The 26,356-nt window shown below is 62.1% G+C and carries 21 protein-coding genes; 10 read left to right on the top strand and 11 right to left on the bottom strand.

Annotated features, from left to right (window positions below; genetic code table 11):
* Position 1 precedes the first annotated feature (1 nt).
* Positions 2–670 (top strand): outer membrane lipoprotein chaperone LolA, encoded by a 669-nt coding sequence (gene lolA / locus ACE3PH_RS03335; protein ID WP_374316518.1) that lies wholly within the window; start codon positions 2–4, stop codon positions 668–670.
* Here the strand turns inward: lolA and ACE3PH_RS03330 are convergent, their stop codons facing one another.
* On the bottom strand, positions 671–2,491 hold the full coding sequence (locus ACE3PH_RS03330; protein ID WP_374316516.1) for a DEAD/DEAH box helicase: 1,821 nt from the start codon (positions 2,489–2,491) through the stop codon (positions 671–673).
* 452 nt (positions 2,492–2,943) lie between these two features.
* Between ACE3PH_RS03330 and ACE3PH_RS03325 the strand changes: the two genes are divergently transcribed.
* Positions 2,944–4,314, top strand: coding sequence for a replication-associated recombination protein A (locus ACE3PH_RS03325; protein ID WP_374316514.1), 1,371 nt, complete (start codon positions 2,944–2,946; stop codon positions 4,312–4,314).
* Positions 4,315–4,325: 11 nt separating this feature from the next.
* Here ACE3PH_RS03325 and icmH read toward each other — a convergent pair whose 3' ends face one another.
* From icmH to tssJ, 3 genes are read right to left on the bottom strand one after another with little or no spacing between them, the layout of a single operon-like run.
* Positions 4,326–5,078, bottom strand: coding sequence for a type IVB secretion system protein IcmH/DotU (gene icmH / locus ACE3PH_RS03320; RefSeq protein WP_374316512.1), 753 nt, complete (start codon positions 5,076–5,078; stop codon positions 4,326–4,328).
* Positions 5,075–6,430, bottom strand: coding sequence for a type VI secretion system baseplate subunit TssK (tssK, locus tag ACE3PH_RS03315; RefSeq protein ID WP_374316510.1), 1,356 nt, complete (start codon positions 6,428–6,430; stop codon positions 5,075–5,077). The genes icmH and tssK overlap by 4 nt, the downstream gene beginning before the upstream one ends.
* Positions 6,431–6,465: 35 nt before the next feature.
* Complete coding sequence (gene tssJ, locus ACE3PH_RS03310) at positions 6,466–7,125, bottom strand: type VI secretion system lipoprotein TssJ (protein WP_374316508.1); 660 nt, start codon at positions 7,123–7,125, stop codon at positions 6,466–6,468.
* Between the two features lie 311 nt (positions 7,126–7,436).
* Here tssJ and ACE3PH_RS03305 point away from each other — a divergent pair, with 311 nt between their 5' ends.
* From ACE3PH_RS03305 to tssH, 8 genes are all read left to right on the top strand, one after another.
* Positions 7,437–8,114 carry a hypothetical protein gene (locus ACE3PH_RS03305; RefSeq protein ID WP_374316506.1) on the top strand — a complete coding sequence of 226 codons (678 nt, stop codon included), beginning with the start codon at positions 7,437–7,439 and terminating at the stop codon, positions 8,112–8,114.
* A 23-nt stretch (positions 8,115–8,137) separates the two neighbouring features.
* Positions 8,138–8,653 (top strand): type VI secretion system contractile sheath small subunit, encoded by a 516-nt coding sequence (gene tssB / locus ACE3PH_RS03300; protein WP_374316504.1) that lies wholly within the window; start codon positions 8,138–8,140, stop codon positions 8,651–8,653.
* Positions 8,654–8,657: 4 nt separating this feature from the next.
* Positions 8,658–10,136 carry a type VI secretion system contractile sheath large subunit gene (tssC, locus tag ACE3PH_RS03295; protein WP_374316502.1) on the top strand — a complete coding sequence of 493 codons (1,479 nt, stop codon included), beginning with the start codon at positions 8,658–8,660 and terminating at the stop codon, positions 10,134–10,136.
* Between the two features lie 39 nt (positions 10,137–10,175).
* Positions 10,176–10,736 (top strand): Hcp family type VI secretion system effector, encoded by a 561-nt coding sequence (locus ACE3PH_RS03290; protein ID WP_374316500.1) that lies wholly within the window; start codon positions 10,176–10,178, stop codon positions 10,734–10,736.
* Positions 10,737–10,783: 47 nt separating this feature from the next.
* The gene (tssE, locus tag ACE3PH_RS03285) at positions 10,784–11,239 is read left to right on the top strand and encodes a type VI secretion system baseplate subunit TssE (protein WP_374316498.1); all 456 of its coding nucleotides are present in this window, start codon (positions 10,784–10,786) and stop codon (positions 11,237–11,239) included.
* Between the two features lie 31 nt (positions 11,240–11,270).
* Positions 11,271–13,166 (top strand): type VI secretion system baseplate subunit TssF, encoded by a 1,896-nt coding sequence (tssF, locus tag ACE3PH_RS03280; RefSeq protein ID WP_374316496.1) that lies wholly within the window; start codon positions 11,271–11,273, stop codon positions 13,164–13,166.
* Positions 13,167–13,177: 11 nt separating this feature from the next.
* Positions 13,178–14,215 (top strand): type VI secretion system baseplate subunit TssG, encoded by a 1,038-nt coding sequence (tssG, locus tag ACE3PH_RS03275; protein ID WP_374316494.1) that lies wholly within the window; start codon positions 13,178–13,180, stop codon positions 14,213–14,215.
* Positions 14,216–14,290: 75 nt separating this feature from the next.
* Positions 14,291–16,960, top strand: coding sequence for a type VI secretion system ATPase TssH (tssH, locus tag ACE3PH_RS03270; protein ID WP_374316492.1), 2,670 nt, complete (start codon positions 14,291–14,293; stop codon positions 16,958–16,960).
* Between the two features lie 18 nt (positions 16,961–16,978).
* Here the strand turns inward: tssH and ACE3PH_RS03265 are convergent, their stop codons facing one another.
* The 7 genes from ACE3PH_RS03265 to ACE3PH_RS03235 all read right to left on the bottom strand — a co-directional run bounded on the left by ACE3PH_RS03265 (position 16,979) and on the right by ACE3PH_RS03235 (position 26,227).
* Positions 16,979–18,856 (bottom strand): potassium transporter Kup, encoded by a 1,878-nt coding sequence (locus tag ACE3PH_RS03265; RefSeq protein ID WP_374316490.1) that lies wholly within the window; start codon positions 18,854–18,856, stop codon positions 16,979–16,981.
* A 102-nt stretch (positions 18,857–18,958) separates the two neighbouring features.
* Complete coding sequence (locus ACE3PH_RS03260) at positions 18,959–19,453, bottom strand: hydrogenase maturation protease (RefSeq protein WP_374316488.1); 495 nt, start codon at positions 19,451–19,453, stop codon at positions 18,959–18,961.
* On the bottom strand, positions 19,450–20,961 hold the full coding sequence (locus ACE3PH_RS03255) for a Ni/Fe hydrogenase subunit alpha (protein WP_374316486.1): 1,512 nt from the start codon (positions 20,959–20,961) through the stop codon (positions 19,450–19,452). Before ACE3PH_RS03255 ends, ACE3PH_RS03260 begins: the two co-directional genes overlap by 4 nt.
* 8 nt (positions 20,962–20,969) lie before the next feature.
* Positions 20,970–21,524, bottom strand: a complete 555-nt coding sequence (locus tag ACE3PH_RS03250) for an NADP oxidoreductase (protein ID WP_374316485.1) — start codon at positions 21,522–21,524, stop codon at positions 20,970–20,972.
* Positions 21,521–22,234 carry a 2Fe-2S iron-sulfur cluster-binding protein gene (locus ACE3PH_RS03245; RefSeq protein WP_374316483.1) on the bottom strand — a complete coding sequence of 238 codons (714 nt, stop codon included), beginning with the start codon at positions 22,232–22,234 and terminating at the stop codon, positions 21,521–21,523. The genes ACE3PH_RS03250 and ACE3PH_RS03245 overlap by 4 nt, the downstream gene beginning before the upstream one ends.
* Positions 22,231–23,970 (bottom strand): NAD(P)H-dependent oxidoreductase subunit E, encoded by a 1,740-nt coding sequence (locus ACE3PH_RS03240; protein ID WP_374316481.1) that lies wholly within the window; start codon positions 23,968–23,970, stop codon positions 22,231–22,233. Before ACE3PH_RS03240 ends, ACE3PH_RS03245 begins: the two co-directional genes overlap by 4 nt.
* 70 nt (positions 23,971–24,040) lie before the next feature.
* Positions 24,041–26,227 (bottom strand): Sua5/YciO/YrdC/YwlC family protein, encoded by a 2,187-nt coding sequence (locus ACE3PH_RS03235; RefSeq protein ID WP_374316479.1) that lies wholly within the window; start codon positions 26,225–26,227, stop codon positions 24,041–24,043.
* Positions 26,228–26,356: the final 129 nt, after the last annotated feature.

Raw genomic sequence — 26,356 nt, 5'->3', positions numbered from 1 at the left:
TATGAATCTGAGATATTTGCATGCAGGGCTTCAGTCCCGGCGTGCCTGGGTTGCCGGCGCGTGGCTGGCGGCCGCTTCTGTGTTGTCCATCCCTGCGCATGCGGATGGCGTGAGCACCTTGCATGCCTTCGTCAAGGACGTGGGCAGTGGCAGAGGCCAGTTCACCCAACTGGTGACTTCGCCCGATGGCAAGAAGACCCGCAAGTCTGTCGGCAGCCTGGAGTTTCAGCGCCCCAACCGCTTCCGCTTTGAATACAAGACGCCGACCCCGCAGTTGATCGTGGGTGACGGCCAGAAGGTCTGGTTATGGGATGAAGACCTCAATCAGGTCACGGTGCGCCCCATGAGCCAGGCCTTGGGGGCAAGCCCTGCAGCATTGCTCTCAGGCGGTTCGCTCGACAAGGACTTTGCCTTGCGCAATGTGGCGGTGCCTTCTGGTGAGCCGGCTGGCTCCGAATGGGTAGAGGCGACGCCGCGCAACAAGGACGGGCAGTTCCGGTCTGTGAGGGTGGGGTTCAAGGCGGGTGCGCTGATGGCACTCGACATTGAAGATGGATTTGGTCAGCACTCTCGGCTGACCTTCACCCAGTTTGAGTCGCGGGTCAGCCTCCCGGCTAACCGCTTCCAGTTCACGCCGCCCAAGGGGGCGGACGTGCTGGATCAACCCTGATCAACCCTGGCGCTTGGGGGCGCCAGTGTGACGCTTGCCACCGAAGCCGGGCTTGTCGCCGAAACGGGGCTTGTCACCACCGAAGCGAGGCTTGTCGCCGAACGACGGCTTGTCACCAAAGCGGGGCTTGTCACCGAAGGACTGCTTGTCGCCAAAGCGGGGCTTGTCGCCAAACGAGGGCTTGCCACCGAAACCAGGCTTGTCCTGACCGCCGTGGCGCTTCTCGCCAAAGCCAGGCTTGCCGCCAAAGCCAGCCTTGGCGCCATAGCCGCCATGTCGCTCGTCGCGACGCGGATGGTGATCCGAGCGCTCGCCTTCGAAAGAGGGGCGGTCACCGCGCTCATTCGAACGGAAAGGCATGTCATCGCGCGGTGCGCGGTGGCCCTGGGCTGCGTGGTCAGGGTGGTGGTGATGACCGCCACGGTAGCCGCCTTCATCACGGTCCTGACGCGGGCCGCCAAAGCCGCGTGACTGGCCACCAAAACGGTCGTCACGATGGCGTTGACCCGGCATCGGCTTGCCGCGGCCAAAGCGCTGGCGATCGGGTGCGGGTTGCATCTTGGGCTCCAGGCCTTCGATGGTGGCCACCGGCAATTGTTGGGTGGTGTAGCGCTCGATGCGGCGCAGCATCGGGACGTCTCGGCGTTCGGCGATGGTCACAGCCAGACCGCTGCGGCCGGCACGACCGGTACGGCCAATGCGGTGCACGTAGTCTTCCGGCTTCATCGGCATGCCGTAGTTGATCACGTGGGTGATGGTCGGCACGTCAATGCCGCGAGCGGCCACATCGGTAGCCACCAGCACGCGCAGTTGACGCTGGCGCAGGGCCTGCAGCACGCGGTTGCGGCGACCTTGGGGCATGCCACCATGCAGGGCGGCCACGGCGTGACCCATGTCAGCCAGACGGTCGGCCAGCACGTCGGCATCACGCTGGGTGCTCGTGAAGATCACGGCCTGATCGACGTCCTTCGCGGTCAGGATGCGGTCCAGCAACTCATTCTTGTGGCCGAGGTGATCGGCGTAGTGCAGGCGTTGCTCGATGTTGTCGTGGCGATCGGTATGGCTGGCGATGTCAATCGAGCGGGCGGTGGCGCGCGTCAGGCGTTGAGCCAGGCTGCCCACGTGGCCGGCAAACGTGGCGCTGAACATCAGGGTCTGACGTTCGGCAGGCGTTTGAGCGGCGATCGATTCGATGTCCTCAATGAAGCCCATATCGAGCATGCGGTCGGCTTCGTCAAGCACCAGTACTTCCAGGTTGCTCAGCACGCAGGCGCCGGTGCCCAGGTGGTCCAGCAGACGGCCAGGCGTGGCAATGAGCACATCCAGAGGGCCACGCAGAGCCTTCAACTGGGCGCCGTAAGGCACGCCGCCCACCACGGTGGCTACGCGCAGACCTTGCAGGTGGCGACCGTAGGTCTGAGCGGCCTTGGCCACTTGCAGGGCCAGTTCGCGGGTCGGGGCCAGAACGAGCACGCGAGGGCCGTGGATCATGCCCTTTTCACGACGCTTGCCCTCGCCGCGTGCGGCGACGATGCGCTCGAGTGCCGGCAGCATGAAGGCGGCAGTCTTGCCGCTGCCGGTGCTGGAGGCGACCTTCAGGTCTTCGTTGTTCATGGCGGCCGGAATGGCTTCCACCTGAACAGCCGTCGGGTATTCATAGCCGGCATCCGCCAGGGCGCGGACGAGGGCAGGGCTCAGGCCCAGATCAGCAAATTTGGTGCGCGACTCGGCGCTCTCATCCGCCTCGGTGGCAGGGGTGTCTTCTTGGTCGATCAGGCGCGCCAGGGCGTCGATCTTGGAGGTGTCTTCAGATTGGTTCATGTCGGTGTGTGCTTCAAGCAAGGCAATACGAAACACCACGGCTGCTCGTCAAAGCGAGGCGCCATGGGGCAATGTCCAGCACCGGATCAAGGCTGCTGGAGCAGGTGAGTCGCTATGGATTCGTGTCCGAATCGCGTAACTGGGCGAAAGGGCCTGTTCAGTGACAGGTGCCGAATCGTCACGGTGAGTCGGTTGAAAGCGACGGCATCGCCGCCAACCAAAACTCAAGACACGTATATGGAGGACACCCGACGGTGTCAGCCCGGCTTGAAAGGGTCAGAGGGGATGAGCGAGCCCAGATGGGTACGATTGCGCCAATTCAAATATTGGAACAAGTTGTCTGAACATCGGGGAATTGCTTATTGTCGCAGCAAAGGCACGCCCTGTCCAGTTCCACGTTACGGTGAGGGGATTCGGCCAAGCGGCGCGACAATATGCACATGCAGGAAACCATGTCTTTGCTTCCCGATTCCGATGGTGAGCGCAGTGCGCCCCCCAGCCCACCCGTGCCGTTGAACGCGCCGCTGGCTGAGCGTTTGCGCCCGCGTACCCTGGACGAAGTTGTCGGGCAAGACCATCTGCTGGGCGAGGGGCAGCCGTTGCGTGTGGCATTCGAGTCAGGGCAGCCTCACTCGATGATTCTGTGGGGCCCGCCGGGTGTTGGCAAGACCACGCTGGCACGCCTGATGGCCCAGGCATTCGATGCCCAATTTCTCAACATCTCAGCCGTGCTGGGCGGCGTCAAGGACATCCGCGAGGCGGTGGACAAAGCGCTGATTGCGCAAGCGTCCGGTCGGCGCACCATTGTGTTCGTCGACGAGGTTCACCGTTTCAACAAGGCGCAGCAGGACGCTTTTCTCCCGCATGTCGAGTCGGGGCTGTTCACCTTCATTGGGGCCACCACGGAAAATCCTTCTTTCGAGGTGAATGCGGCGTTGCTGTCGCGGGCTACGGTGCATGTGCTGCGGGCCATGGACGAGGCGGCGATGCGCCAGTTGCTGGACCGGGGCCAGAAAGCCATCCAGGGACCGGAGCTGACGCCGCAGGCTTGCACCCGTTTGATCGCCTATGCAGATGGCGATGCCCGCCGGGTGCTCAACACCTACGAGACACTGGCAGGCATGCTCAAGGGGCGCGTCACCATTGACGAGGCTGCACTCGAAAAATCCCTGGGCGAGCAGTTGCGACGCTATGACAAAGGCGGGGACCAGTTCTACGACACCATCTCGGCCCTGCACAAGTCGGTGCGGGGCTCCGATCCGGATGCGGCCTTGTACTGGTTCGTGCGCATGGTCGATGGTGGCGTGGATGCGCGCTACATCACCCGTCGACTGATTCGCATGGCCAGCGAAGACATCGGACTGGCCGACCCGCGGGCCTTGCGGCTGGCACTGGACGCTGCTGAAACCTATGAACGGTTGGGCTCGCCTGAAGGTGAGCTCACCCTGGCGCAGTGCGTGGTCTACCTGGCCATGGCCCCCAAGAGCAATGCGGTTTACAAGGCTTACAACGAGGTGCGGGCCTGGGTGGCCAAGGACACCACCCGACCTGTGCCGCTGCATTTGCGCAATGCGCCAACCAAGCTCATGAAGAACATGGGCTTTGGCAAGGACTATCGCTACGCCCACGATGAACCTGGTGGTGTGGCCGCGGGCGAATGCTATTTCCCCGATGGCATGGCACCGCAGGCTTTTTACAGACCTGTTCCCCGCGGTCTGGAAATCAAGATCGGAGAACGGCTCAACCAGCTGCGCGAGCTGGCAGGCGATGTGCGTGCTGGCGGGACGGTCGGCGCGGTCAAGCGTGAATCAGATCCAAGCTGAACGCGCCTCGCTCAAGGCAGGGTGACCGTGATGTGCGCCACCTGTGGAGCCAATTGCACGATGTCGTGGTGGCTGCCGAGTTGCTGCTCCGCCATCCGGCCAAGTTGCCATCGCAGGCCTGCAAAAGCCGTCAGTGACAGCAAGCCGAGCAGGGCACCCATCACCCACAGGGGCACTTCGTGGCGAAGCTGGTGTCGAATGCGGTCTGGCGCCGCCCAGTGCGGGGCAAAACCACTGCGTTGACCTTTCAGGTGGGCGATTTCTGTGCCCAGCCTCGAGGTCAGGTAGGCGAGCTTTTCTGAACCTTCGATGAGGTACTTGCCCTGAAAACCGAGCAGCAGGCACATGTGAAACACCTCGAGCACCTCCACGCGGCGGGCACCTTCTCCCCGCAAGGTTTCCAGCCGGGTGAAAAATTGCTCGCCAGCGAGTTGATCACCGAAAAATTGCAGCTGCAAGGGCAGGCGCTGCCAGGCGTCTCGCGCCTTGAAACCTGACATCAGGATGGCCTCGTCGATGGTCGCGCAAAACGCATATTTGCAGGCGTAGACATCTTCAGCATCGGCATCCAGCCGCGTGGCACCCCGTTCAAATGCCGTGAGGAACTGCTTGATCCGCTCCCGAAAGACATCGGCGTCCTGGGGCGCGTGGCGGCCTTTGAGCAGAAACAACAGATAAAAGCCGTCGTACATCAGATCCAGCAAGGTTTCCTTGCGTGCCGGGCTTGCCATGCTGGCTGGTGCCATGAGTGTGGGCGTGGTCATGCGTTGACAGCGACAAGTTCAAGTTGCAGATCCGGCAAGCCTGCCGGGACATACAGCGTCAGGGCCTGAGCCTGCAGCATGCGTTCGTACAAAGGGTTGCGCGTATCCAGGGTGAAGTAGTACGCGCCGGGCTTGACCGGGATGGCCGCCGGGACCTGCGGAGCGTGAACCAGCCGTACACCAGGCATGGCGGACAACACCAGCTTGTCAACATCGTCAGGCGCCCCCAGCTTGAAGCGTGACGGCACCATGTCAACGAGTTCTGCGGGGGGCACCGAGGCGCTGACACCCAGATACAGCTGAGTCTGGTTGCCGATTTGTTCGGAGTCGAGCCGTGCTCGGTGGAACGACGGCTGCTCTTCAATGAGACGGACAGAAAAGTAGCGTGTGGAAATCACCGTTTCGAGCAGATCCCTGATGATCTGGTCCAGCTTGATGAAGGCCTGACCGGGTTGGTGGTGCTCATAGCTTGGCAGATCGGACAAGGTGTAGGTTTTCGAAAACGTCATCAACGAGCCAGCCAGTTCGAGCAGGCTTTGAAACAGCCGCTCCGGGTGCAGGCCGGGGTTGCGCAGGAAGTGGCTCAGCCCAGCGGATGCTGCGCTGGCCGTGTGCAGCAACCAGAAGGATGCGACGTCGCCAGAGCGGAACTCGATGATGTTCTTGCTGGGTTCCCGGTGCAGGCCGTACAGCGCATCGACCTTGGCTTGCAGGATGTCGAGCAGCCGGCGCAGGTGCAGCAGCAAGGCAGGGGACGCCTGCAGGCTCAGGCTGGGTGGGATGAAGCGGCCATCCTGTTCGAATTGACCGCTGGCAGTGCGTCGCAGTCGCAGGGCGGGCACCGTGACCAGGTGGGCGCGGGGTTCGTGGTCGGCCAGGATGCGCACGGATTTTTGCAAGACCGTCAATTCGGCCGACACGGCATCGGTGAAGGCGTCAGGTGCCTCGATGTGATGCTTGAAGTACCGAACGCCAAGATCGGCATCGTCGCGACCGGTGCTGTAGTTGCTGCCATGGCGTCGAATGGGTGGCAAGGCCAGATGCAGCACCACCTCATTGACGTCCGTGTCGGGCAGGCAGGACTGGATCTGGACAGGGTCGGGCAACTGGTCTTCACCAGGGGCATTGAACATCTCGCCATCGGGAAAGATGACCTGCAGTTCAAGGATGCGCAGCACGCCTGTCTGCAAGGCATCGGCATCTATCTTGATGTGCCGGATGCCCCATGCGTGGGGGTGCAGGGCACGTGCATACTGGGCCAGGCGCCACTCGTGGTAGGCGTCCTGTTGCTGGAAGTGTTGTGGGCGCAGAAACAGGCCTTCACCCCAGAGGATTTTTTGCGTAGGTAGCACCGCAGTTCCTTTCAATGCGTTGAGCGGTGGGGTCGTCAGGAGCAACTCACGGCGACGGAGCGAGCCAGTTCGGTTGGCAGCCCGAGAGGCTCACCACGCTGCACACTCATGGCGCATGCGTGCAGACCAATGATCAAACCCGAGTCGGCCGACTTGGCTGTGTCAAATGCATAGCGCCAGCGCTTGCTTGCAGGATCTCGAAACAGCGCCACGATGCCGATGTAGCTCGCCTCTCGCGCCACCTTGGTCTTGATCTGCTCTGTCTGACCAGGCAGCAAGCGCAGTTCTTTGACCTCGATGAGATCGTCGCCAAAAGCCTGCTTTTCTCGTGCGGCATCTCCGAACGCGTCATAAGGCGCTTGCGTGAACGCATCTGCGCTGCGTAGCTTGTAGAGGCGAACGACCATGGCCAGCGATTGGCCGGACGGTGTGACATTCAGGGAGGGACTGGCGCGCAGTTGCCAAGTCACGCGCCAGTCGGGTTTGGCCGATTCAGGCAACTCCAGTGGGGCCTCTTTCTTGATGCCAACGAACTCAAGCGCCTTGTCCTTGATGCTGGCCAGATCAATCAGCTTGTCCGACTTGCTGTCGGACCCTGCCGATGCCCCGGTGGGAATGAGATCCGCCGAGGGCGGGGGGGATGAGGCACACGCCACCAGCATCAGCGTCAACCAGATGCCATACCTCGCCTTCATGCTTTGGATCCCTGTGCTTTGTATTGTTACCAGCCCTGGAGAGCGGCTGTTTGCGCGGGAGTGTAGGCAGCTTGAAAGCGTGTGTCTGGCCCTTCCCCCCCACGAGAGGGATGGGGGAATTGCAACCAGATGCAAGAGTCCTGAATGCACCCCATAAGGGGGTGGCTGTGGTGAAGGGCTTTGGGCTCAAATCGCGCCAGTTCAAGGCAAGACATGTCTTCTTGAACCCTACATACATCCACAAATTCAGGAGTTCCACGGTGCGTTCATCGCAAGTCCGTCACGGCCTTTCATGTGCCGTGATGCTGGTCATGGTTGCCGCTTTGTCGGCATGCGGCACAACCCAGAAGATGTCGGCGGAGTCGGCCTCCCAGCTGTCTGCAGAAAAGCTGGCAGAGCGCTTGAGTCTGGCTGACAAGGCTCAAAAGGAGGGGCGTACGGAAGAGGCGCTCACAGAGTTGGATCAGGCGGCCAAGGTCGATCCGGCCAGCAAGACACCATGGGTCCGCAAGTCCCAGATCTATTTCGATGCGCATCAATATGGTCAGGCCATCACGGCAGCTCAGGAGGCCTTGCAGCGTGACACCAGCGATCTGACTGCCAAAAGCATTCTGGCTGTCAGTGGCTTGCGTGTCAGTGCCAACGCGCTGGAGCAACTGCGCAAGGTCAATGAGGTCAATGGTTCGACCCGCACAGAGGCAGAGAGTGTGGCCAAGCTGATCCGTGATGCGCTTGGTGAGCCCATCCTGATTCCGGCCGCAGATGGCGCGAGCGCACCGGCCTCGCGCAAGCCAGCAGCACGGCGCGTTGTTCGGTCAAACACGTCTGCGCCTGCCAGCGCGGGCGCAGGTAGCGCTGCGTCGGCCAGTGCAGGCACTTCTTCCAGTTCGACAGTCAAGGCGGTTGATGCCACCAAGGCGAACAGCACGATCAAGTCAGCGCCGACTGGGGCGGGTGGGCGCACCAATCCATTCGGCGCGTTGCAGTAATTCACTTCAGAGGAGATCTCACCATGGCCAAGAATGACAGCGTGCAAAAGCGCCTTGAGCGCGTTCGCCCACCCCGAGTGCAACTGACTTATGACGTCGAGATCGGCGATGCGATCGAGCAGAAGGAACTCCCTTTTGTCATGGGTGTGATGGGGGACTTCGTGGGACAGCCCGATCCTGATCAGCCCGTGACCCGTCTGAAGGATCGCAAGTTTGTGAATGTCGATCTCGACAACTTCGACGAGGTCCTGGCAGGCATGGCACCCCGTGCCAGTTACCGCGTGCGCAATCGCTTGAGCGAAGACGGTGGCGAGTTCGCTGTGAATCTCGATTTCCGCAAGCTGGATGACTTCCGCCCGGAAGCCGTGGTCCAGCAGGTGGAGCCTCTGCGCCGGCTGCTGGAGGCTCGCACAAAGCTCTCTGATCTGCGCAACAAGATGGCTGGCAACGAGAAGCTAGAAGACGTGTTGGCCGATGTGCTGAGTAACACCGAGCAGTTGCAGCAACTGGGCGATGAAGCCCGACCTGAAGAGGAGTGAAGCCATGAGTGCTCAATTGCAAACCAATGGACTGCCACAGGGTGAAGGCAGCCTCAGCTTGCTCGACGACATCGTTGCACGCAGCCGCGTCGCTCGCACGCCGACCGAGCACGATCGAGCCAAGGACCTGATCAGCGAACTGGTACGGGAGGTGCTGCAAGGCACCGTCGTGGTGTCGGATAACCTGTCAGCCACGCTCGATGCGCGCATTGCCGAGATCGACAAGCTGATTTCCGATCAGCTGAGCGAGGTCATGCACACGCCTGAGTTCCAGAGGCTGGAAGCCTCCTGGACCGGGTTGCACTATCTGTGCAAGCAGACGTCAACGGGCGAAAAACTCAAGATCAAGGTCTTTCACGCCACCAAGAAGGAGCTTGTCAAGGACTTCAAGACGGCCATTGACTTTGACCAGTCGGCCTTGTTCAAGAAGGTGTACGAAGAAGAGTTCGGCACCTTTGGTGGTGCCCCCTTCGCTTCGCTGGTTGGCGACTTCGATATCGGTCGCAGCGCCGAGGACATGTATTTCCTGGAGCAGATGTCTCATGTGGCGGCCGCCGCTCATGCGCCATTCATCTCGGCAGCATCTCCGGAGTTGATGGGGCTGGAGTCGTTCACTGACCTGGGCAAGCCGCGCGACATGTCCAAGGTGTTCGACACCGTCGAGTACGCCAAATGGAAGTCTTTCCGTGAGTCGGAAGACGCCCGGTATGTCGCGCTGACCCTGCCACGTTTTCTCGGTCGTCTGCCGTTTGATCCAAAGGACGGCAACACCACCGAAGGCTTCAACTTTGTTGAAGACATCGACGGGACCGACCATGCCAAGTACCTGTGGGTGAACGCAGCCTATGCCTTTGGTGCTCGCCTCACGTCAGCCTTCGAGATGTACGGCTGGTGCGCTGCGATCCGGGGTGTGGAGGGCGGCGGCCTCGTGGAAGACCTGCCTACGCACACCTTCAAGACTGATGATGGCGAAGTGGCGCTCAAGTGCCCCACCGAGATTTCCATCACCGATCGCCGAGAGAAGGAATTGAGCGACTTGGGTTTCGTTCCGCTCGTCCATTGCAAGAACACGGACTACGCAGCCTTCTTTGGCGCGCAGTCTGTGCAGAAGGCCCGCAAGTACGACAACCCGGCGGCCAATGCCAATGCGGTGCTGGCCTCGCAGCTGCAATACATCTTCTCGGTCTGTCGCATCGCGCATTACCTCAAGGCCATGATGCGCGACAAGATTGGCAGCTTTGCGTCCGCAGGCAACGTCGAGACCTTCCTCAATGCCTGGATCGCACAGTACGTGTTGGCCGATGACAGTGCCTCTCAGGAAGCCAAGGCCAAGTACCCCCTTCGTGAAGCCTCGATCGAGGTTCAGGAAGTCCCCGGTCGACCGGGGGTCTACCGTGCGGTTGCCTTCGTGCGCCCGCACTTCCAGCTGGACGAGCTGTCGGTGTCATTGCGTCTCGTGGCGGAGTTGCCCGGCGGCAATTGATGCTGGTCCATTCTCATCACAAAGTCGGAAGGAAATGTCGTGAAAGACATCTATATCGAGTTCAAGAATTCGGCCATCAAGGGTGATGTCCGTGATGCCGTGCATGGCAGCAATTCGGCCACCGGCCAGAACAGCAAGCCCACCATCGAAATCGATTCGTGGTCGCACCTGATTCGTCAGCCCAAGTCGGCCACGGCGTCGACCGCAGGCGGCCATACCGCCGAGCGCTGTGAACATGAGGAAATGGTGTTCGTCAAGGACATCGATTCCGCCAGCCCCAAGCTGTGGCAAGCCGCCTCTCAAGGCCTGGTGACCCCGGAAGTGGAAATCACCTTTTACCGCTCCAGCGGCCAGACAGGCTCTTTCAACACCGGCACGAAGAACGACCGCGTCAAGTACCTCGTGATCAAGTTGAAGAACGTGCTGATCTCGTCGGTGGCACCGACGGTGTCGGGCGAAGGCATCCCCAAGGAGACCTTCGGTCTGAAGTATTCCGCCGTCGAGTGGGCCTACTCGGCTTCGAAGCTGGATGGCAGCCAGGGCTCGGTCACCGGCACCGGTGCCTGGAACCTGGCCACGAACACGGCCACGTTCTCCTGATCTGCGGAGCAAGGCCACAGCGAGGGCTGTGGCCTTCTGGATTGCTCATGAATCTGTACGGACTCAATCTACTTGACAAGTTGTTCGACGACGGTGGGCCAGACCGTGGTGCGGTGTCCATTGATCGATTGAAGGACAGTGTAGCCAGGGATGTCGAGGCCTTGCTCAACACCCGTTGTGGCTTGCCGGAGTCCAGCTTGGCATCCTTTCCGCACAGCCGGCGCTCGGTCTTGTCTTTCGGGGTCAAGGACTTTGTCTCGATGTGCCTTGGTAGCCAGGGCGATCGCGAGCGTTTGTGTGAAGACATCCGGCGCGCCTTGCATGTACATGAGCCACGGTTGCGTGACCCGGTTGTCTCTGTCAGTGTGACAACGGTGGGCCTGCAAAAGCTGCATTTCGCCATCCAGGCGCTATTGGTCGCCCCCGACATCAATGAAGTGGTGAGTTTCGATGCCGTGTTGCAGCCGGTCTCCCAGCGTTATCAGGTGTCTCGAGGTCACTGAGCCTGATCTGTTCTGCTGAAGTCATTGCCTTATGGAAAGCCTGTTGCCGCACTACGAGCGTGAGCTCGCCACACTTCGACAGTCCTCGGCGCATTTTGCGCAACGCTATCCGAAGATCGCAGGTCGGTTGCAACTTGCCGGCGATGGTTCGGAAGATCCGCATGTGGAGCGGATGATCGAGTCCTTTGCCTTGCTGGCAGCGCGCATTCACAAGCGGCTGGACGACGATTTCCCCTTGTTTACCGAATCGTTGCTGGAGGTGCTGTATCCGCACTACCTGCGACCATTCCCTTCTTGTTCGATTGCACGGTTCGAGTTGGGGCAGGGCGCCACGCAGATGAGCAGGCCGCAGCGGATAGACCGAGGTGCCATTCTGCACAGCCGGCCAGTCAAGGGCGTGGCATGCCGCTTCCGGACCACACAAGACCTGGTGCTTCGGCCGCTGTCCGTGTCGGCGGCCTCATTTCGACATGCCATCTCCGCACCGGATGGCACACGATTGCCTGCCACGGCTACCTCGGTTCTGTCACTCACCTTCACCCTGCAATCGGCTCAGGCGTCCTGGTCTGGGATGTTCGAGTCACCGGTGCGGCTCTACCTGGATGGCGAAGCATCTCAGATCACTGCTTTGCGTGAAGCACTGTGCCGACGTGTTGTGGGGGTGATGTGGCAGCTTGGTGAGCGCCAGGCTTGGCAGACAGCCGATCCGGACGGTCATGGCGGCTATCAACCCACGCTGGCGGGCTTTGCCGAAGACGAGGCTCTGCTGGATTTCGATGCCCGTTCTCACGCGGCTTACCGCTTGCTGACAGAGTATTTCGCCTTTCCCGAGAAATTCAACTTCGTGGATTTTTCGCTGCCGACCGACCGATTGCCTTCGATGGGGGATGGCAACTCCGGCGAGGCCGCAGCGCGCAATCTGACCGTGCACCTGCTGATGGCGGGGGTGCGCGCGGACTCAGATGAGGGGCGCTTGCTCGAGACCATTGAGGCGCGGCATTTCGTGACGGGTTGTACGCCCGTCATCAACCTGTTCAGCCAGCCAGCAGATCCGATTCGGCTGACCCACCAGCAGGTGAGCTACCCTGTTTTGGTAGACAGTCGCCGAGCCTGGGCCTATGAGGTCAGTTCAGTCGACCGCGTGTACCGGGTTGTTCAGACCCCCAACGGCGAGTCGGTTGATGAGTTCCAGCCATTTTTTTCCTTGCGACATGAGCACCTGAGTGCGGGGGAGGGCGAGGGTGGCAGCTCTCGCTACTGGCATGTGCAACGACAGGAGGCCTTGGCTGAGCAAAGTCCTGGTTACGAGACTGAAATCACCCTGGTGGACGGTGATTTCGACCCGTCTCGTCCTCAGACTGAAACCCTGTCCCTGCAGGTGACGGCGACCAACCGCGACTTGCCTACCTTGCTGCCATTCGGGACCGTCGGGGGGGATCTGTTTCTTGAGGGCGGTGGCCTGGCCAAAGAGGTACGGCTGCTGCGCAAGCCTACTGCGACCGTCCGGTTTCCTCGTGGGCAAGGTGCGCTGTGGCGACTGATTTCGCATTTGTCGCTCAATCATCTGTCGCTGTCGTCTGGCGGGATGGAAGCCTTGTGTGAAATGCTCCGCTTGTACGACCTGCCACGCAGCGCCTCCAATCGCAGGCAGGTTGATGGCTTGAAGGCGGTTCAGTTTCTGCCAGCGACGGCCTGGCTGCCTGGTGAGCCTTTCGCGACGTTCGTGCGTGGTACCGAAGTCCGCATGGAGGTCGACGAGGACAGTTATGTCGGAACAGGCTTGTTTCTGCTGGCAGCCGTACTGGAGCGCTTTTTTGCGCTGTACGTCCATATCAACAGTTTCACGCAACTGACCCTGGTGTCGTCCAGGACAGGTGAAGAGGTGCTGGCATGTCTGCCTCGCAACGGCGATCAAGCCCTCCTGTAATCAGTCGCTTCTTGGCGGCACCCCAGCAGTTTGGCTTCTTCCAGGCCATGCGGGTGCTGGAGCACTGGCTGGAGGACGAGGGCGGTCTCCACAAGGTCAGTTTGCGCAACTCGCTGGAGATGCGCTTTCCAGTGAGCGAGATCGAGTCGGTGACGGTTCGTTCCGCTCCAGAAGGCATGGGGGCATCGGGCGTCGATGGCAGCAGTCCATCGATGACAGCCGCACAACTGGAGTCGCTGGAGCTGACGCCCACTTTCATGGGCTTGTTGGGTGTGACTGGCGCTCTGCCCGCGCATTACACGGAGGCTTTGGCGCACAGGGAGCTGTATCAGAAGGACACGGCTGCGAGGTCGTTTCTGGACATGTTCAGCCACCGGGCTTTGATGTTGTTCTATGCCGCGTGGCGCAAGAACCGTTTGCCTCTGGCATTCGAGCGTGATGGCAAACGGCATTTCATGCCGCATGTGCTGTCTGTCGCCGGCTTGGGGAGCCGTTCTCTGCATGATCGCCTGGGCGCTCGCCAAGGTGGTGTGGCCGATGCCACGCTGGCGTATTTCGCGGGCACGCTGCAGCAGCGTCATCTGTCTGCCCGACAACTTCAGTCCGTATTGCAGGACTATCTGGGCGTATCCGTTCGACTGGACCAGTTCCAGGGGCGCTGGTATCAGGTGCCCAAACAGGCCCGGCTGCATCTGGGCCTTGGCGTGCAAGGCAGGCTGGGGCAGTCCGCGATGTTGGGCGAGCGCGTCTGGCAGCGCGATCTTCGGGTGAGGGTCGCGCTGGGGCCTCTGACCCACGAACAGTTTTGCCGCTTCCTCCCCGGTGGGGCAGGGGCGCTTGCACTCCAGGAGTGGCTGACGCTGGTGCATGGCGTCAGCCTTGAATACGAGGTGGCATTGACCTTGAGCCGCCTGGATGTGAGAGGGGTGTCTCTGAGCAGCGCTCGCTCGGTCCAGCAAGGACGCCTCGGCTGGGACACCTTTGTCCTGAGCAGACCCACGGATCAGGACCGCAGTGATGTCCGGTATGACATTCACGCAGCAGCCTGATGCCTGGGCAGATATGAATTTGTCAGCACTGGCTTTGCAGCCACCTTTTCGCACCATCCAACCCAACCTTAGACCATGAGCCTTTCACTCAAGACACTGATCTCGAAACTCAATGACACCACGCGGCGCGCAGCCGAGAGGGCGGCCAATCAGTGTCTGTCACGTGGTCATCATGAGGTGGACCTGGAGCATCTGCTGCTGGCGCTGCTGGACGACGCGAGCGGTGACATCTGCCTGATCTGTGGTGCACAGGGTGTGGATGCGGTGCGTTTGCGAAATGACCTGGAGAGCGAGTTGCGGCGATTCCGCGATGGCAACACCCGTACGCCGGTGTTTTCCGTGCGCCTGCAGAGTTGGCTGGAGCACGCCTGGCTCATTGCCTCGCTGGAGGGCGCGCAGCCTCGTATCCGCGGGTTTCATCTGCTGCTGGCCATGTTGACTGACCCGGGGTTGCGTCAGGTTGCAGACAGGGTCTCGGCTCAGTTTGAGCGCTTTGATGTGGTGGCGCTCAAGCATCATCCAGAGCGTGCTGTTGCGGGATCTGTCGAGCAGGTGAGTGACACGTCCGTGACGGGTGACGATGTGTGTGGAGCAGGGGGCGATGCAGCCGTATCGGGGCGAGTTGCCACGCCGGCATTGGATCAGTACACGACCAACCTGACTGCTCGCGCCAGCGCGGGCGAGATCGATCCGGTGATTGGGCGCGATACCGAGATTCGCCAGGTGATGGACATCCTGATGCGCCGTCGTCAGAACAACCCGATCCTGACCGGGGAGGCGGGAGTGGGCAAGACAGCGGTGGTTGAGGGCTTGGCCTTGCGTGTGGCGCAGGGCGATGTGCCTGCGGCTTTGGCCGGTGTCGCGATCCATGTGCTGGACATGGGTTTGCTGCAGGCGGGCGCATCGGTCAAGGGCGAATTCGAAAACCGGCTCAAGGGTGTGATTGATGAGGTCAAGCGCAGTCCGCAGCCGATCATCTTGTTCATCGATGAGGCGCACACCATGATTGGTGCCGGTGGGCAGGCAGGCCAGAACGACGCTGCCAACCTGTTGAAGCCAGCATTGGCGCGTGGTGAGTTGCGTACCATCGCCGCGACCACCTGGGGTGAATACAAGAAATACTTCGAAAAGGATGCCGCGCTGGCGCGCCGCTTCCAGGTGGTGAAGGTTGAAGAGCCCAGTGAACTGTTGGCGTGTGCGATGTTGCGTGGCATGGTGCCTCTGATGGAGCAGCATTTTGGTGTGCGACTGCTGGACGAGGCCATCAGTGAAGCCGTGCGTCTGTCCAGTCGGTACATCAGCGACCGGCAGTTGCCTGACAAGGCTGTGAGTGTGCTGGATACGGCCTGTGCGCGGGTCGCATTGGGTCAGCGTGCCACACCCGGTCGCATTGATGACGCCCGCAAGCAACTGGTGCGCATTGATGCCGAGGTGCTGGCGCTGAGCCGTGAGCAGCGCAGTGGTGCGGCGCATGGGAACCGGATCGACGACTTGCAGATGATCCGGCTCGATGTGGCCGCCCAGCTCGCCGCCGATGAGTCACAGTGGGAGCAGGAGCAGCGACTGGTTCAGTCGATATGGGCGCTGCGTTTGCGCATGGAGGCCGGAGAGGTGCTGACGGATATCGAGCAGCAGACACTGCTGGAGCAGCGACAGGCCTTGCGGGCCCTGCAAGGTGATGCGCCGCTGGTCCCCGTTCAGGTGGATGGTCATGTGGTCGCCGAGGTGATTTCGGGCTGGACAGGCATCCCGCTGGGCAAGATGGTCAAGGATGAAATCGATACCGTGCGTCGCTTGCAGCGCAGTTTGCAGGAGCGGGTCATGGGACAGGACCATGCGCTGGCTGCCATTGCCGAGCGGGTGCGTACGGCGCGTGCTGGCCTGGAGGATCCCAACAAGCCCAAGGGGGTGTTCCTGTTCGTGGGGCCCAGCGGTGTGGGCAAGACGGAGACGGCGCTGGCACTGGCCGACATCCTGTATGGCGGCGAGCGCAATCTGATCACCATCAACATGAGCGAGTACCAGGAGGCGCACAGCGTGAGCGGTCTGAAGGGCTCTCCGCCAGGCTATGTGGGCTATGGTGAGGGTGGGGTGTTGACAGAGGCCGTGCGCCGCAAGCCCTACAGCGTGGTGCTGCTGGATGAGGTCGAGAAAGCACACCCTGATGTCCTGGAGATGTTCTTCCAGGTGTTTGACAAGGGGGTGATGGATGATGCCGAAGGCCGGGAAATCGACTTCCGCAACACCATCATCATCCTGACCTCGAACGCAGGCTCTCAGGGCATCATGCAGGCCTGCTTCCAGCATGACGAGACCCTGGGTGGATCGGTCATGAAAACAGCTGCGCAACGGCCGGCCGCCGACGAACTGGCCGAGATGCTGCGTCCTACCCTTTACAAGGTGTTCAAGCCAGCCTTTGTGGGGCGGACCAAGGTGGTGCCCTATTACCCGCTGGCTGATGAGGTGCTGATGGATGTCATCCGGCTCAAGCTCGATCGCATTGCACAGCGTTTCGCGTCCCAGCACAAGGCCGACATGCGCTATGAGCCCAGCCTGCTGGAGGCCGTGCTGGATCGCTGCACCGAGGTCGACACCGGCGCGCGTGCGGTGGACCACATCCTCAACGGCACCTTGCTGCCGCAGATGGCCGATGTGGTGCTGGACCACATGGCCGAAGGCCGTGCCATCCAGCACCTGGCCGTGGGGGTCGGTGAGGCCGGGCAGTTTGCGGTCACCGTGGCGTGACCGGCTAGCCCTGGCTGGTCAGAGCATGACTTGGGTGCCGAGTTCCACCACCTGGTTGGCTGGCAGCCGGTAGTAGGTACCGGCACCTTCTGCCTGACGGGTCATCCAGCTGTAGAGGGCGCAACGCCACGCAGGCAGTGCCCCGGGCCCATCGACCACAGTTGAGCGGGCGACGAAAAACGTGGTTGTCATCGCGTCGAGACGGAGCGCCTCATCGTTCAGCGTGGACAGGGCCTTTGGTATGTCGGGCTCTTCCCGAAAGCCGAAGCGAACCGTGAGGGTGAATAGCCCTGCGCTCAATGGGCTGACGGTGAGACGTCGACGGTCCGGAATGTAAGGCACGTTCTCGTTGATCACATGCAGGAACACGGTCTGCTCGTGCATGACCTTGTAGTGCTTGAGGTTGTGGAACAAGGCACTGGGAACGATGGTCGGGTCAGAGGTCAGGTAGATGGCCGTGCCGCGCACATGGGGCACATCCGGCATCGGGCCTTCGATGAAGTCCTTCATCGGGATGTCGATCTGACGGCGCTGATCGGCCACCAGCATGCTGCCTTCCTTCCAAGTGGTGAGCATCAGGAAGATGCAGCCGCCCAGCGTGAGCGGGAACCAGCCGCCTTCACCCAGCTTGCTGAGGTTGGATGCAAAGAAGCCAATTTCCAGCAGGGTAAAGAAGCCCAGGATGATCAAGGTCGGGCGGCGCAAGGTACGTGCGCTGATACGTGTGACGTAGGCTGTCAGCAGCGTCGTGATGATCATGGTGCCGGATACGGCGATGCCGTAGGCCGCTGCCAGCGCACCAGACGACTTGAATGCCAGCACCAGCGCGATCACGGCCAGCAACATCAGCCAGTTGACGCTGGGGATGTAGATCTGGCCTTGCTCCCGGTCGGACGTATGGAGGATGCGTACACGTGGCAGATAGCCCAGTCGGCTGGCCTGCAGGGTCATCGAATAGGCTCCCGAGATGGTGGCTTGCGAGGCGATCACCGTGGCCGCGGTGGCGAGGACCACCAAGGGAATCAGGAGCGACGGAGGCGCCATCAGGAAGAAGGGATTGGCGGCAGCGGCAGGCTCACGCAATACCAGGGCACCCTGGCCAAAGTAGTTGATGATCAGGCAGGGGAACACCAGCCCGAACCAGGCCAGACGCACCGCCTTGGCCCCAAAGTGCCCCATGTCGGCATAGAGGGCTTCACCACCGGTCAGCGCCAGGAAGACGGCCGACAGCAGCACGAAGGCACTGCCTGGGTTGTGGATGGTGAAGTGCAGGGCATACCAGGGGTTGATGGCGCGCAGCACCTCAGGTGTCTGGGCAATGCTCATCACCCCCATGACGCCGAGCGTCAGGAACCACAGGGCCGTGATCGGGCCAAAGAACTTGCCCACACTGCCTGTTCCCTTTTTCTGGATCAGGAACAGGCCGATGATGATGCCGATGGTGATGGGCTCGATGAAGTGTTCGAACCGGGGCGTGGCCACACTCATCCCCTCAACCGCGGACAACACCGAGATGGCCGGCGTGATGATGGCGTCGCCATAGAACAGGGCCGCCGCGAATACCCCCGCACTGATGACCAGCAGGGAGCGGCGAGACGAGTCGTGTCCGAGGCGGTGGGCCAGGGCGGTCAAGGCCAGCACGCCACCTTCGCCGTCGTTGTCGTACTTGAGCACGATGGACACGTACTTGATCGACACGATGATGACCACGGCCCACAGCAGCGCTGATAGCGTGGCAAGGATGTGCAACTGGTCCGCAGGCAGGCCATGGTGGCCATTGAATGCTTCCTTGAATGCATACAGCGGGCTGGTCCCGATGTCGCCGAATACGATGCCCAACGCCGCGATCGTCAGGGCACCCAGGCCGGATGAATGTTGGTCGTTATGAGAGGACATGCACGAACACCTGGTGGTGAGTCTGGGTTAACCGGCGATTGTCTGCCTGCCCATTTGATGCTTTGAGATAACCCACGTTGGCGCTGTAGCTTCACTTGCAATTTACGCGCAGGGTGATGGCATTCCGAGCAGCTCGCTCAGGCATTGCAGCAGGCTCAGCCAGCCCGCATCCATGTGTCTGACGGTGGATTCGGACAGCGCTTGTCCTAATTCGAACTGTTGCCCCTCAATGGCCAGCAAGGTGGCCGGCGGTGGCGTGTCGAATGTTTGCCGATACAAACCCAGCAATTCACCCGGGTGACAGGCGTGGCCAGGAAGTGGCGGGGGCGGGCTTGGCAAAATGGGTGCCAGCCGGTGGCCTTCTACGCCGGAGGCTGCCGCGTCAATGAAAAGAATGTGTTGTCGGCCCTGCATGTCCAGCAGATGCTCGACCATCAGTTGTTGCTCGGCAATGACATCGAGCTGGTTGGCGATCAGCGGAGGCTGTTCCCGGCGCCATTGCATGAGGCGCTCACCCAGGATGGGCCCGACAGCGTCATCGCCTCGACTGGGGTTGCCGATGGCAAGCACCAGGATGGGTGCGATGGGCTCGCTCATGCGACGGGGCCACTCGATGCGGCGTGTTCGATGCGACCATCGTCATGCTTGAGCAGCACATCCAGTGACTGCCCGGCAGCGTCGAGCAACTCTACCCGCAAGGGCATCTTGCCGATGGCGTGGGTGGCACACGACAGGCAGGGGTCGTACGCGCGAATGGCCACTTCGATGTGGTTGAGCAGACCTTCGGTTAACTCGCGGCCATCAAAGTAGCGATCGGCGACACTGCGCACGGCTTCGTTCATGGCCTGGTTGTTGTGGGTGGTGGAGACGATGAGGTTGGCGTAGGTGATGAGGTCGTCTTCACCGATGCGGTAGTGGTGGATCAGCGTGCCGCGCGGGGCTTCGATGACGCCGATGCCCTCGCGCAAGGGCGAGCCCGTGGCCATGAGGTCGGTGCCCGTGATGTCGGGGTCGGCGAGCAGGCGGGCGATGGTTTCGGCGCAGTGCAGGGTGTCGATCATCCGGGCCCAGTGCTGCGCCAGCGAGGCGGTCACGGGGCGTCCCTGGCCCCAGGCCATGAACTCCTGCCTCGCAGCTTCTGCGTGGGGGGTGTCGAGGTAGCTTGCATTGTTGATGCGTGCCAGAGGACCTACGCGGTACCAGCCGTGGTCGGGGCCGAGTGCCCGCAGGTGCGGGAACTTCATGTAGCTCCAGGGTTTGACCTCTTCGACGATGAGTTGGCCATAGTCGTGCACATCGACCTGGTCGACGACAAGTTGGCCGTGGGCGTCACGCACGCGCAAGGCGCCGTCGTAATGGTCGGCTGCCCCATCGGCGCGCACCAGAGACATGAAATGTGACGGGAAGTTGGCGAACTGGGCGTGCTCATCCTGATGGGAGAGAAAGAGATCTCGTGCGAGGACCAGGGTGTCACGGCACCAGTTGATGATGTCGGTGATGTCCGTCCGCAAGGCGGTGCAGTCAGCCAGGCTCAGAGCCCGGTTGAAGCCGCCGGGTACCGAGCCCGTGCCGTGCACACGCTTGCCCGTGAGGATGCGGATGACTTCCTGACCGTACTTGCGGATGCGGATGCCACGCAGGCCGAGTTCACGGTGGTCTTGCAGCACGCCGACGATGTTGCGGTGAGGCACGACATCATCAAAGCCGAACAGCAGGTCAGGCGAGGCCAGATGGAAGAAGTGCAGGGCATTGGACTGCAGCACCTGGGCAACATGCAGCAGGCGACGCAGCTTGTCAGCCGTCGGCGTGGGGCGTGCCTGCCCGAGCACGAAGGCATCGCAGGCCTTGCTGGCGGCGAGCAGGTGGCTGACCGGGCAGATGCCGCACAGGCGTTGCACGAGGGTGGGCACTTCCCAGTAGGGACGGCCATGGATGAAGCGTTCGAACCCGCGGAACTCAACGATGTGCAGACGGGCTTGCTGGACCCGGCGCTGTTCGTCGAGCAGCAGGGTGACCTTGCCATGACCTTCCACCCGGCTGACGGGTTCGATCACCACACGTTGCAGACCTTCGGGATGGGGCGCGGTTTCGAGTCGGGATGGCATGGGGGTTCTCAATCGAATCGACGCTCGGCTTCGGGCAGCACGACGGGGCGCTGTTCGATGCTCGCCATGATCAGCTCACGAAAAGCCGCAGCGGGGGGCGGACAACCGGCGAGGGTGTAGTCCACGGGTACGACCTCGTGAACCGGCAGTACCTGCTTGAGCAGCGGTGGGAGCTCCGGGTCCAGGGGCACCTGTGGGTTGAGCAGATCGGCCCCCAGGTAGGCTTCCTCGATGAGCTCGGCCACGGGGATGCCGTTGCGCAGTGCCGGTACACCGCCATACATGGCGCAGGCGCCGACTGCCACCAGCACTTTGCATCGGCTGCGGAATTCGCGCAGGACGTCGACGTTGTCGCGGTTGCACAGGCCGCCTTCAATCAGACCGATGTCGACACCGGTCTCGCTGACGTGCTTGATATCGGTGAGGGGGCTGCGGTCGAAGTCAATGTGTTCAATCAGGTCGGCCAGGGCTTCATCCACGTCCAGCAAGGACATGTGACAGCCGAAACAGCCGGCCAGGGAGCACGTGGCAATGCGCAGCTTGGTGACGGGTGGCGTGCTCATGTGTCCTCCGGTCGCTGTGCGATGTCGGTATGGTCATACAGCCGCTCGCCGATGGGCACCTTGAAGCCCTGGTGTTTGGGCATGAGGGCCCCGACTGGGCAGATGGACATGGCTCGGTCGGACACGGCGATGGCGCTGTCCTTGAGCTGGCCGCTTGGGCTGTTGATGATCAGATGGGTTTGCAGGCCCCGGCCCGCCATGGCGAACACCGATTTGCCATCGATGTCGCGGCTGGCGCGCACACACAACTCGCACAGCACGCAGCGGCTGCGGTCGAGCAGCACGTCGGGGTGCGAGGCATCCACATCATGTTGTGGATAGACCTGGACGAAGTGGGTGTCTTGCATGCCCAGGTGGTAAGCCAGGGCCTGGAGGTGACAGTTGCCGCTCTTTTCGCAGAAAGGGCAGTGGTGGTTGCCTTCGGCAAACAGCATCTGGATGAGGCGTTTGCGATCGGCGTTGATGTCGTCTTGTTCCGATTCGACTTCGAGCCCGGCGCTGGCCGGGTAGGTGCAGGACGCGACCAGACGCCCTTTGATGCGCACGCTGCAGACCTTGCAACTGCCGATGGGGGGCAGGTCGGCGTGGTGGCACAGGTGCGGGATGTAGCCGCCTGCTGCCTGGACGGCCTGCATGATGGTCTGGCCTGGCTCGAAGGGCACGGGTCGCCCATCTAGGAGGAAGGTGGTGGTGGCGGGCGTGGCACTCATGTGGGTACTCGGGCTGGAGCCGGGTGCATGTCAGCGGTGGCGCCTTCGAGGTCGAATGCGTCGAGGGGGGATCGCAGCCGGGTTTGAACCTGTTCGGGAAAATGAGCCAGCACGTCGAGCAAGGGGTTGGCGGCTGTTTGACCCAGGCCGCAATGGCTCATCTGTTTCATGATGGCGGCGGTGTCTTTCAGACGGTCGATGTCGACCTGACTCGCATGGCCTCGCACCAGTCGGTCTGCTGTTTCGACCAGCTGGCCACAACCGACCCGGCAGGGTGTGCAGAACCCGCAGGATTCGCTGGCAAAGAAGTGGGTGTATTGGCGAGCGGTATCGACCATGTCACGGCTGCGGTTGAACACGGTGAAGGCGCCCCCGGTAGGGAGGTCTTCAAAGCTGATCTGGCGCTGCAGTTGACCCGCATCGATGCAATGTCCGGAAGGCCCGCCGACCAGTACCGCCTGGACATCGGTGGCGCCCGCATCTTCCAGCACCTCGGCCACGGTCACGCCCCAGGGGATTTCATAGAGGCCAGGGCGGGCGACATCGCCCGAGACACTGAGGATGCGGGTGCCGGGCGAACGCGGCGTGCCCTGCGTCGCGAACCAGGCGCCACCATGCACAGCAATCTGGGCAACCTGCACGAAGGTCTCGACATTGTTGTTGACAGTCGGCAGGCTGAGGTAGCCGCGGTCGACCGGGAAAGGTGGCCGTGTTCTCGGGATGCCGCGCTTGCCTTCGACCGATTCGATCAGCGCGGTTTCTTCCCCACAGACATAGGCGCCGGCGCCGAAATGCAGGTCGATGTCAAACGCCTGGTTGCTGCCGAGGATGTCGCTGCCGAGCAGCCCCTGGCTACGTCGTTGCGCCAGAACAGCCTGCAGGCCCGCTTCGACAAAGGCGTATTCACCGCGCACATACAGAAAACCCTGACGGGCACCGACGGTGAGCGCCGCGACCGTCATGCCTTCGATGACTTCATGCGCCCACTGCATCAGCAACATGCGGTCCTTGAAGGTGCCGGGTTCGCCCTCGTCGGCGTTGCAGGTGATGGCGCGCGGCCCGGGGGCCTGACGGCAGGCCTGCCATTTCTGCCAGGTGGCAAAGCCCGCGCCACCACGGCCACGCAAGCCCGCTAACTGGAGTTGGGCCATCATGGCGTCTGCCCCATGGGTCAGCACCGTGCGGATGGCCGTGCCCGGTTCGATGGGATGACTGAGCGTGAGGTTGTGCCGCCAGACCGGGTTGGCCACCGCGAAGAAATCAGGAGGCCACTCGTCCAGAGGTGTTTCAGCCAGGATCAGTTCGGCCACTTCATCGGTGCGTCGCCGGGTGAGGTGTGTCAGCGGGCGTCCGTTGACCAGGCCCGCTGGCCCCTGGTCGCACAGGCCCGTGCAGGATGTACGGCGAAGGGACACCAGACCGTCAGCGCGGGTGGTGCCTTCGGTGATGTTCAGCCGCTGACACAACTGCCTGATCAGCGCTTCGTTGCCGAGCATCCTGTCGGTGACGCTGTCGCTGATGTAGAGGCTGTAGCGTCCACGCGGGGTGAAACTGAGAAAGTGGTAGAAACTGACCACGCTGCGGATGCTGGCGTGTGACAGCCCCCAGCTCTCAGCCAGCGTGTCGATCACGGCCGCCGGCACATGCTGGAAACGCGCTTGAACATCTCGCAGCACCTGCAGCAAGGCACCCGGCCCGCGAGGGTGCCGGGTCAGGATGTCGTCGATGTCATCCATGGCGATTTCCATCTGCAAGGGGCCTCCTTGAAGCCAGACCTTAGCAGGTTTTGATGACAGAGCGTACGCGTCAGGATGTTACGGGCTGGGGGCTGCGCTGAAGCCGATGGCGCGCTACCCAGGCTTGTCCCAGGCTGAGCCCGCCATCTCCTCCGGGGTACTGGGTGGGCTGGTGCACGATGAGTGCAGCTTGTGCCAGCCGCTGCTGCAGGCACTCTGCTAGCAGCAGGTTGGCAGCACACCCACCTGTCAGCACGACGGTATCGAGCGCTTCCTGCCGGCAGGCGTGCAAGGTCCATTCAGTCAGGCCGGCTACCAGGGTGGCGATGGTCACCGAGGCGATGTCGGCCGAGGCGGGCTCGGCGCGCACCCAATCCAGCAAGGGCTGAAAGTCCAGCACGCCGGTGTCCGACAAGGTCCAGCCCGTCAGCAAAGGGGGGCGTGGCCACGCTGGCATCGCGAGGGCTTCGATACGCAGGGCAGCATCGCCTCTGAACATGGGGGCTGGTTCAAGCTGCCAGTGCGAGGCCAGTGCATCAAACAGCTGCCCGATGTTGTGGATGGCTGGCGCACGGCCCAAGGACAGTGTCTTGAATTGACCGATGTCCTTGCAGCTGTCGAATGCCACCTGCAACAGGGGGGATGAGGGTGCCGCGTCGGCATCGCTGGGCAGGTAGCCGTCCAGCACCAGGCCGATGACCGGGCGGTTGAGCCCATGTTCCGCCAGGACCGCGGCGACGTGGGCATGGTGGTGTCGCACCGTCAGCAGGGGTACGCCCTGCTCCTGGGCGAGGGATCGGGCCAGCTCGCTGCTGTAGAAGGTGGGGTCGGCATCGCAGGCCAGCGCCGTGGGCACAGCGCCAATGAGGGCAGGGAAGTCGCCTGCCATCTGGCGCAGTGCGGCGCGGGTGGCGGGGTGATCCAGCTCACCCATGGGCGGGGCCATCTGTGCGTGCCGGTTGTGTGCCACGCACAGCGTGCTGTGGTGACGACCGCCCAAGGCGAGCACGCTGTGGGCAGCATCCACGGTGGTTTCCGGGCGAGGTACAGCCACAGGCGCCAGCCCGCGGCCGCGGCGCAGCACGCAGGGTGAGCCATCAGAGCGCACCCGCAACACCGAGTCGTCGGCCTGCATGGTGATGGCCCGGTCGTGGACAAGGAAACAGTCAGCCAGATGGTGCAAATCGGACAGAGCCTTGTCGTTGTCCGTGATCATCGGCTCGCCAGCACGGTTGCCGCTGGTGAAGGCAAGCAGCAGTGTCTGGGGTTCACTCAGCCAGTCGAGGTTGACGGGGCGCCCAGCAGCCTCATGGAACAGCAGGTGGTGAATCGGGTTTTCGGGCAGCATCACCCCCAGCCAGGCCAGCCCGGGGGCAAGGTGCTGCCAGTCTTTGGCCGCTTGTTTTTTCAGCAGCACAACGGGGCGCTGGGCAGATGCCAGCCAGCGATGTTCTTGCGGGGTGCTGTCTGCCACTGATGGCACCGAGGCGATGTTGGCGGCCATCAGCGCCATGGGTCTGGGGCCACATGGCTTGCCGTCACGCAGGCGTTGAACCACCTGGGGCTGGCGGGCGTCACAGAACAGGTGGAAGCCGCCGGTGCCCTTGATGGCCGCGATCTGCCCCGATTGAATACGGTGCCATGCCTGTTCGATCGGATCACCTTCAACAGGCTTGCCGTGACGGTCGATCAGGCTCAGACGCGGGCCGCATTGGGGGCAGGCGCTTGTCTGATCATGAAAACGGCGGTCTTCACTGCGAACGGTGTCGTCCAGACAATGGGCGCAGGGCTCGAATGCGCCGTAGCTGGTGTTACCCCGGTCGAACGGCAGATGACGGGTCAGGGTTAGCCGAGGGCCGCAGTGCGGGCACTGGATGAAGGGGTGCCGCCAGCGCCGGTTGGTTGGATCGAACAGCTCGCTCAGACAGTGCGAGCAGGTGGCGGTGTCGGGCGCCAGCAAGGCCGTCGGGGCACGCTCGCGGGTGCTGGGACGGATGGCGAAGGGGGGGGTGGATGTGGCCTGCTCGTTGCCGGCTGCCACCGCATGGACTTGTTCCACGCGGGCTGGTGCCGGAGCGTGCCAGAGCAGATCCTGCAAGGCGTCGAGCTGTGGCGCTTCGCCGTGCAAATCGATTTCCACACCAAAACTGGTGTTGCGAACCCAGCCGATCAGGCCCAGCCGGGTGGCTTCCTGCCAGACCCAGGGGCGAAACCCCACCCCTTGGACCAGGCCTCTCACTTCCAGACGACGGTGCATGCGCTTTCATCCCGTTCAGGTGGCGCCAGTATGTCAGCTTCGTGTGCAGGAAATGTGAAGCAGCCGCAAGGAGGCCGTTGCGCTGCATCAAATGGCAGGGCTCTTGCATGGGCATTAACGGGCTTGTCA

It is taken from the genome of Aquabacterium sp. (assembly GCF_041909175.1).
Lineage (GTDB): Bacteria > Pseudomonadota > Gammaproteobacteria > Burkholderiales > Burkholderiaceae_C > Aquabacterium.
This window is presented reverse-complemented; position numbering and strand designations above follow the sequence as displayed.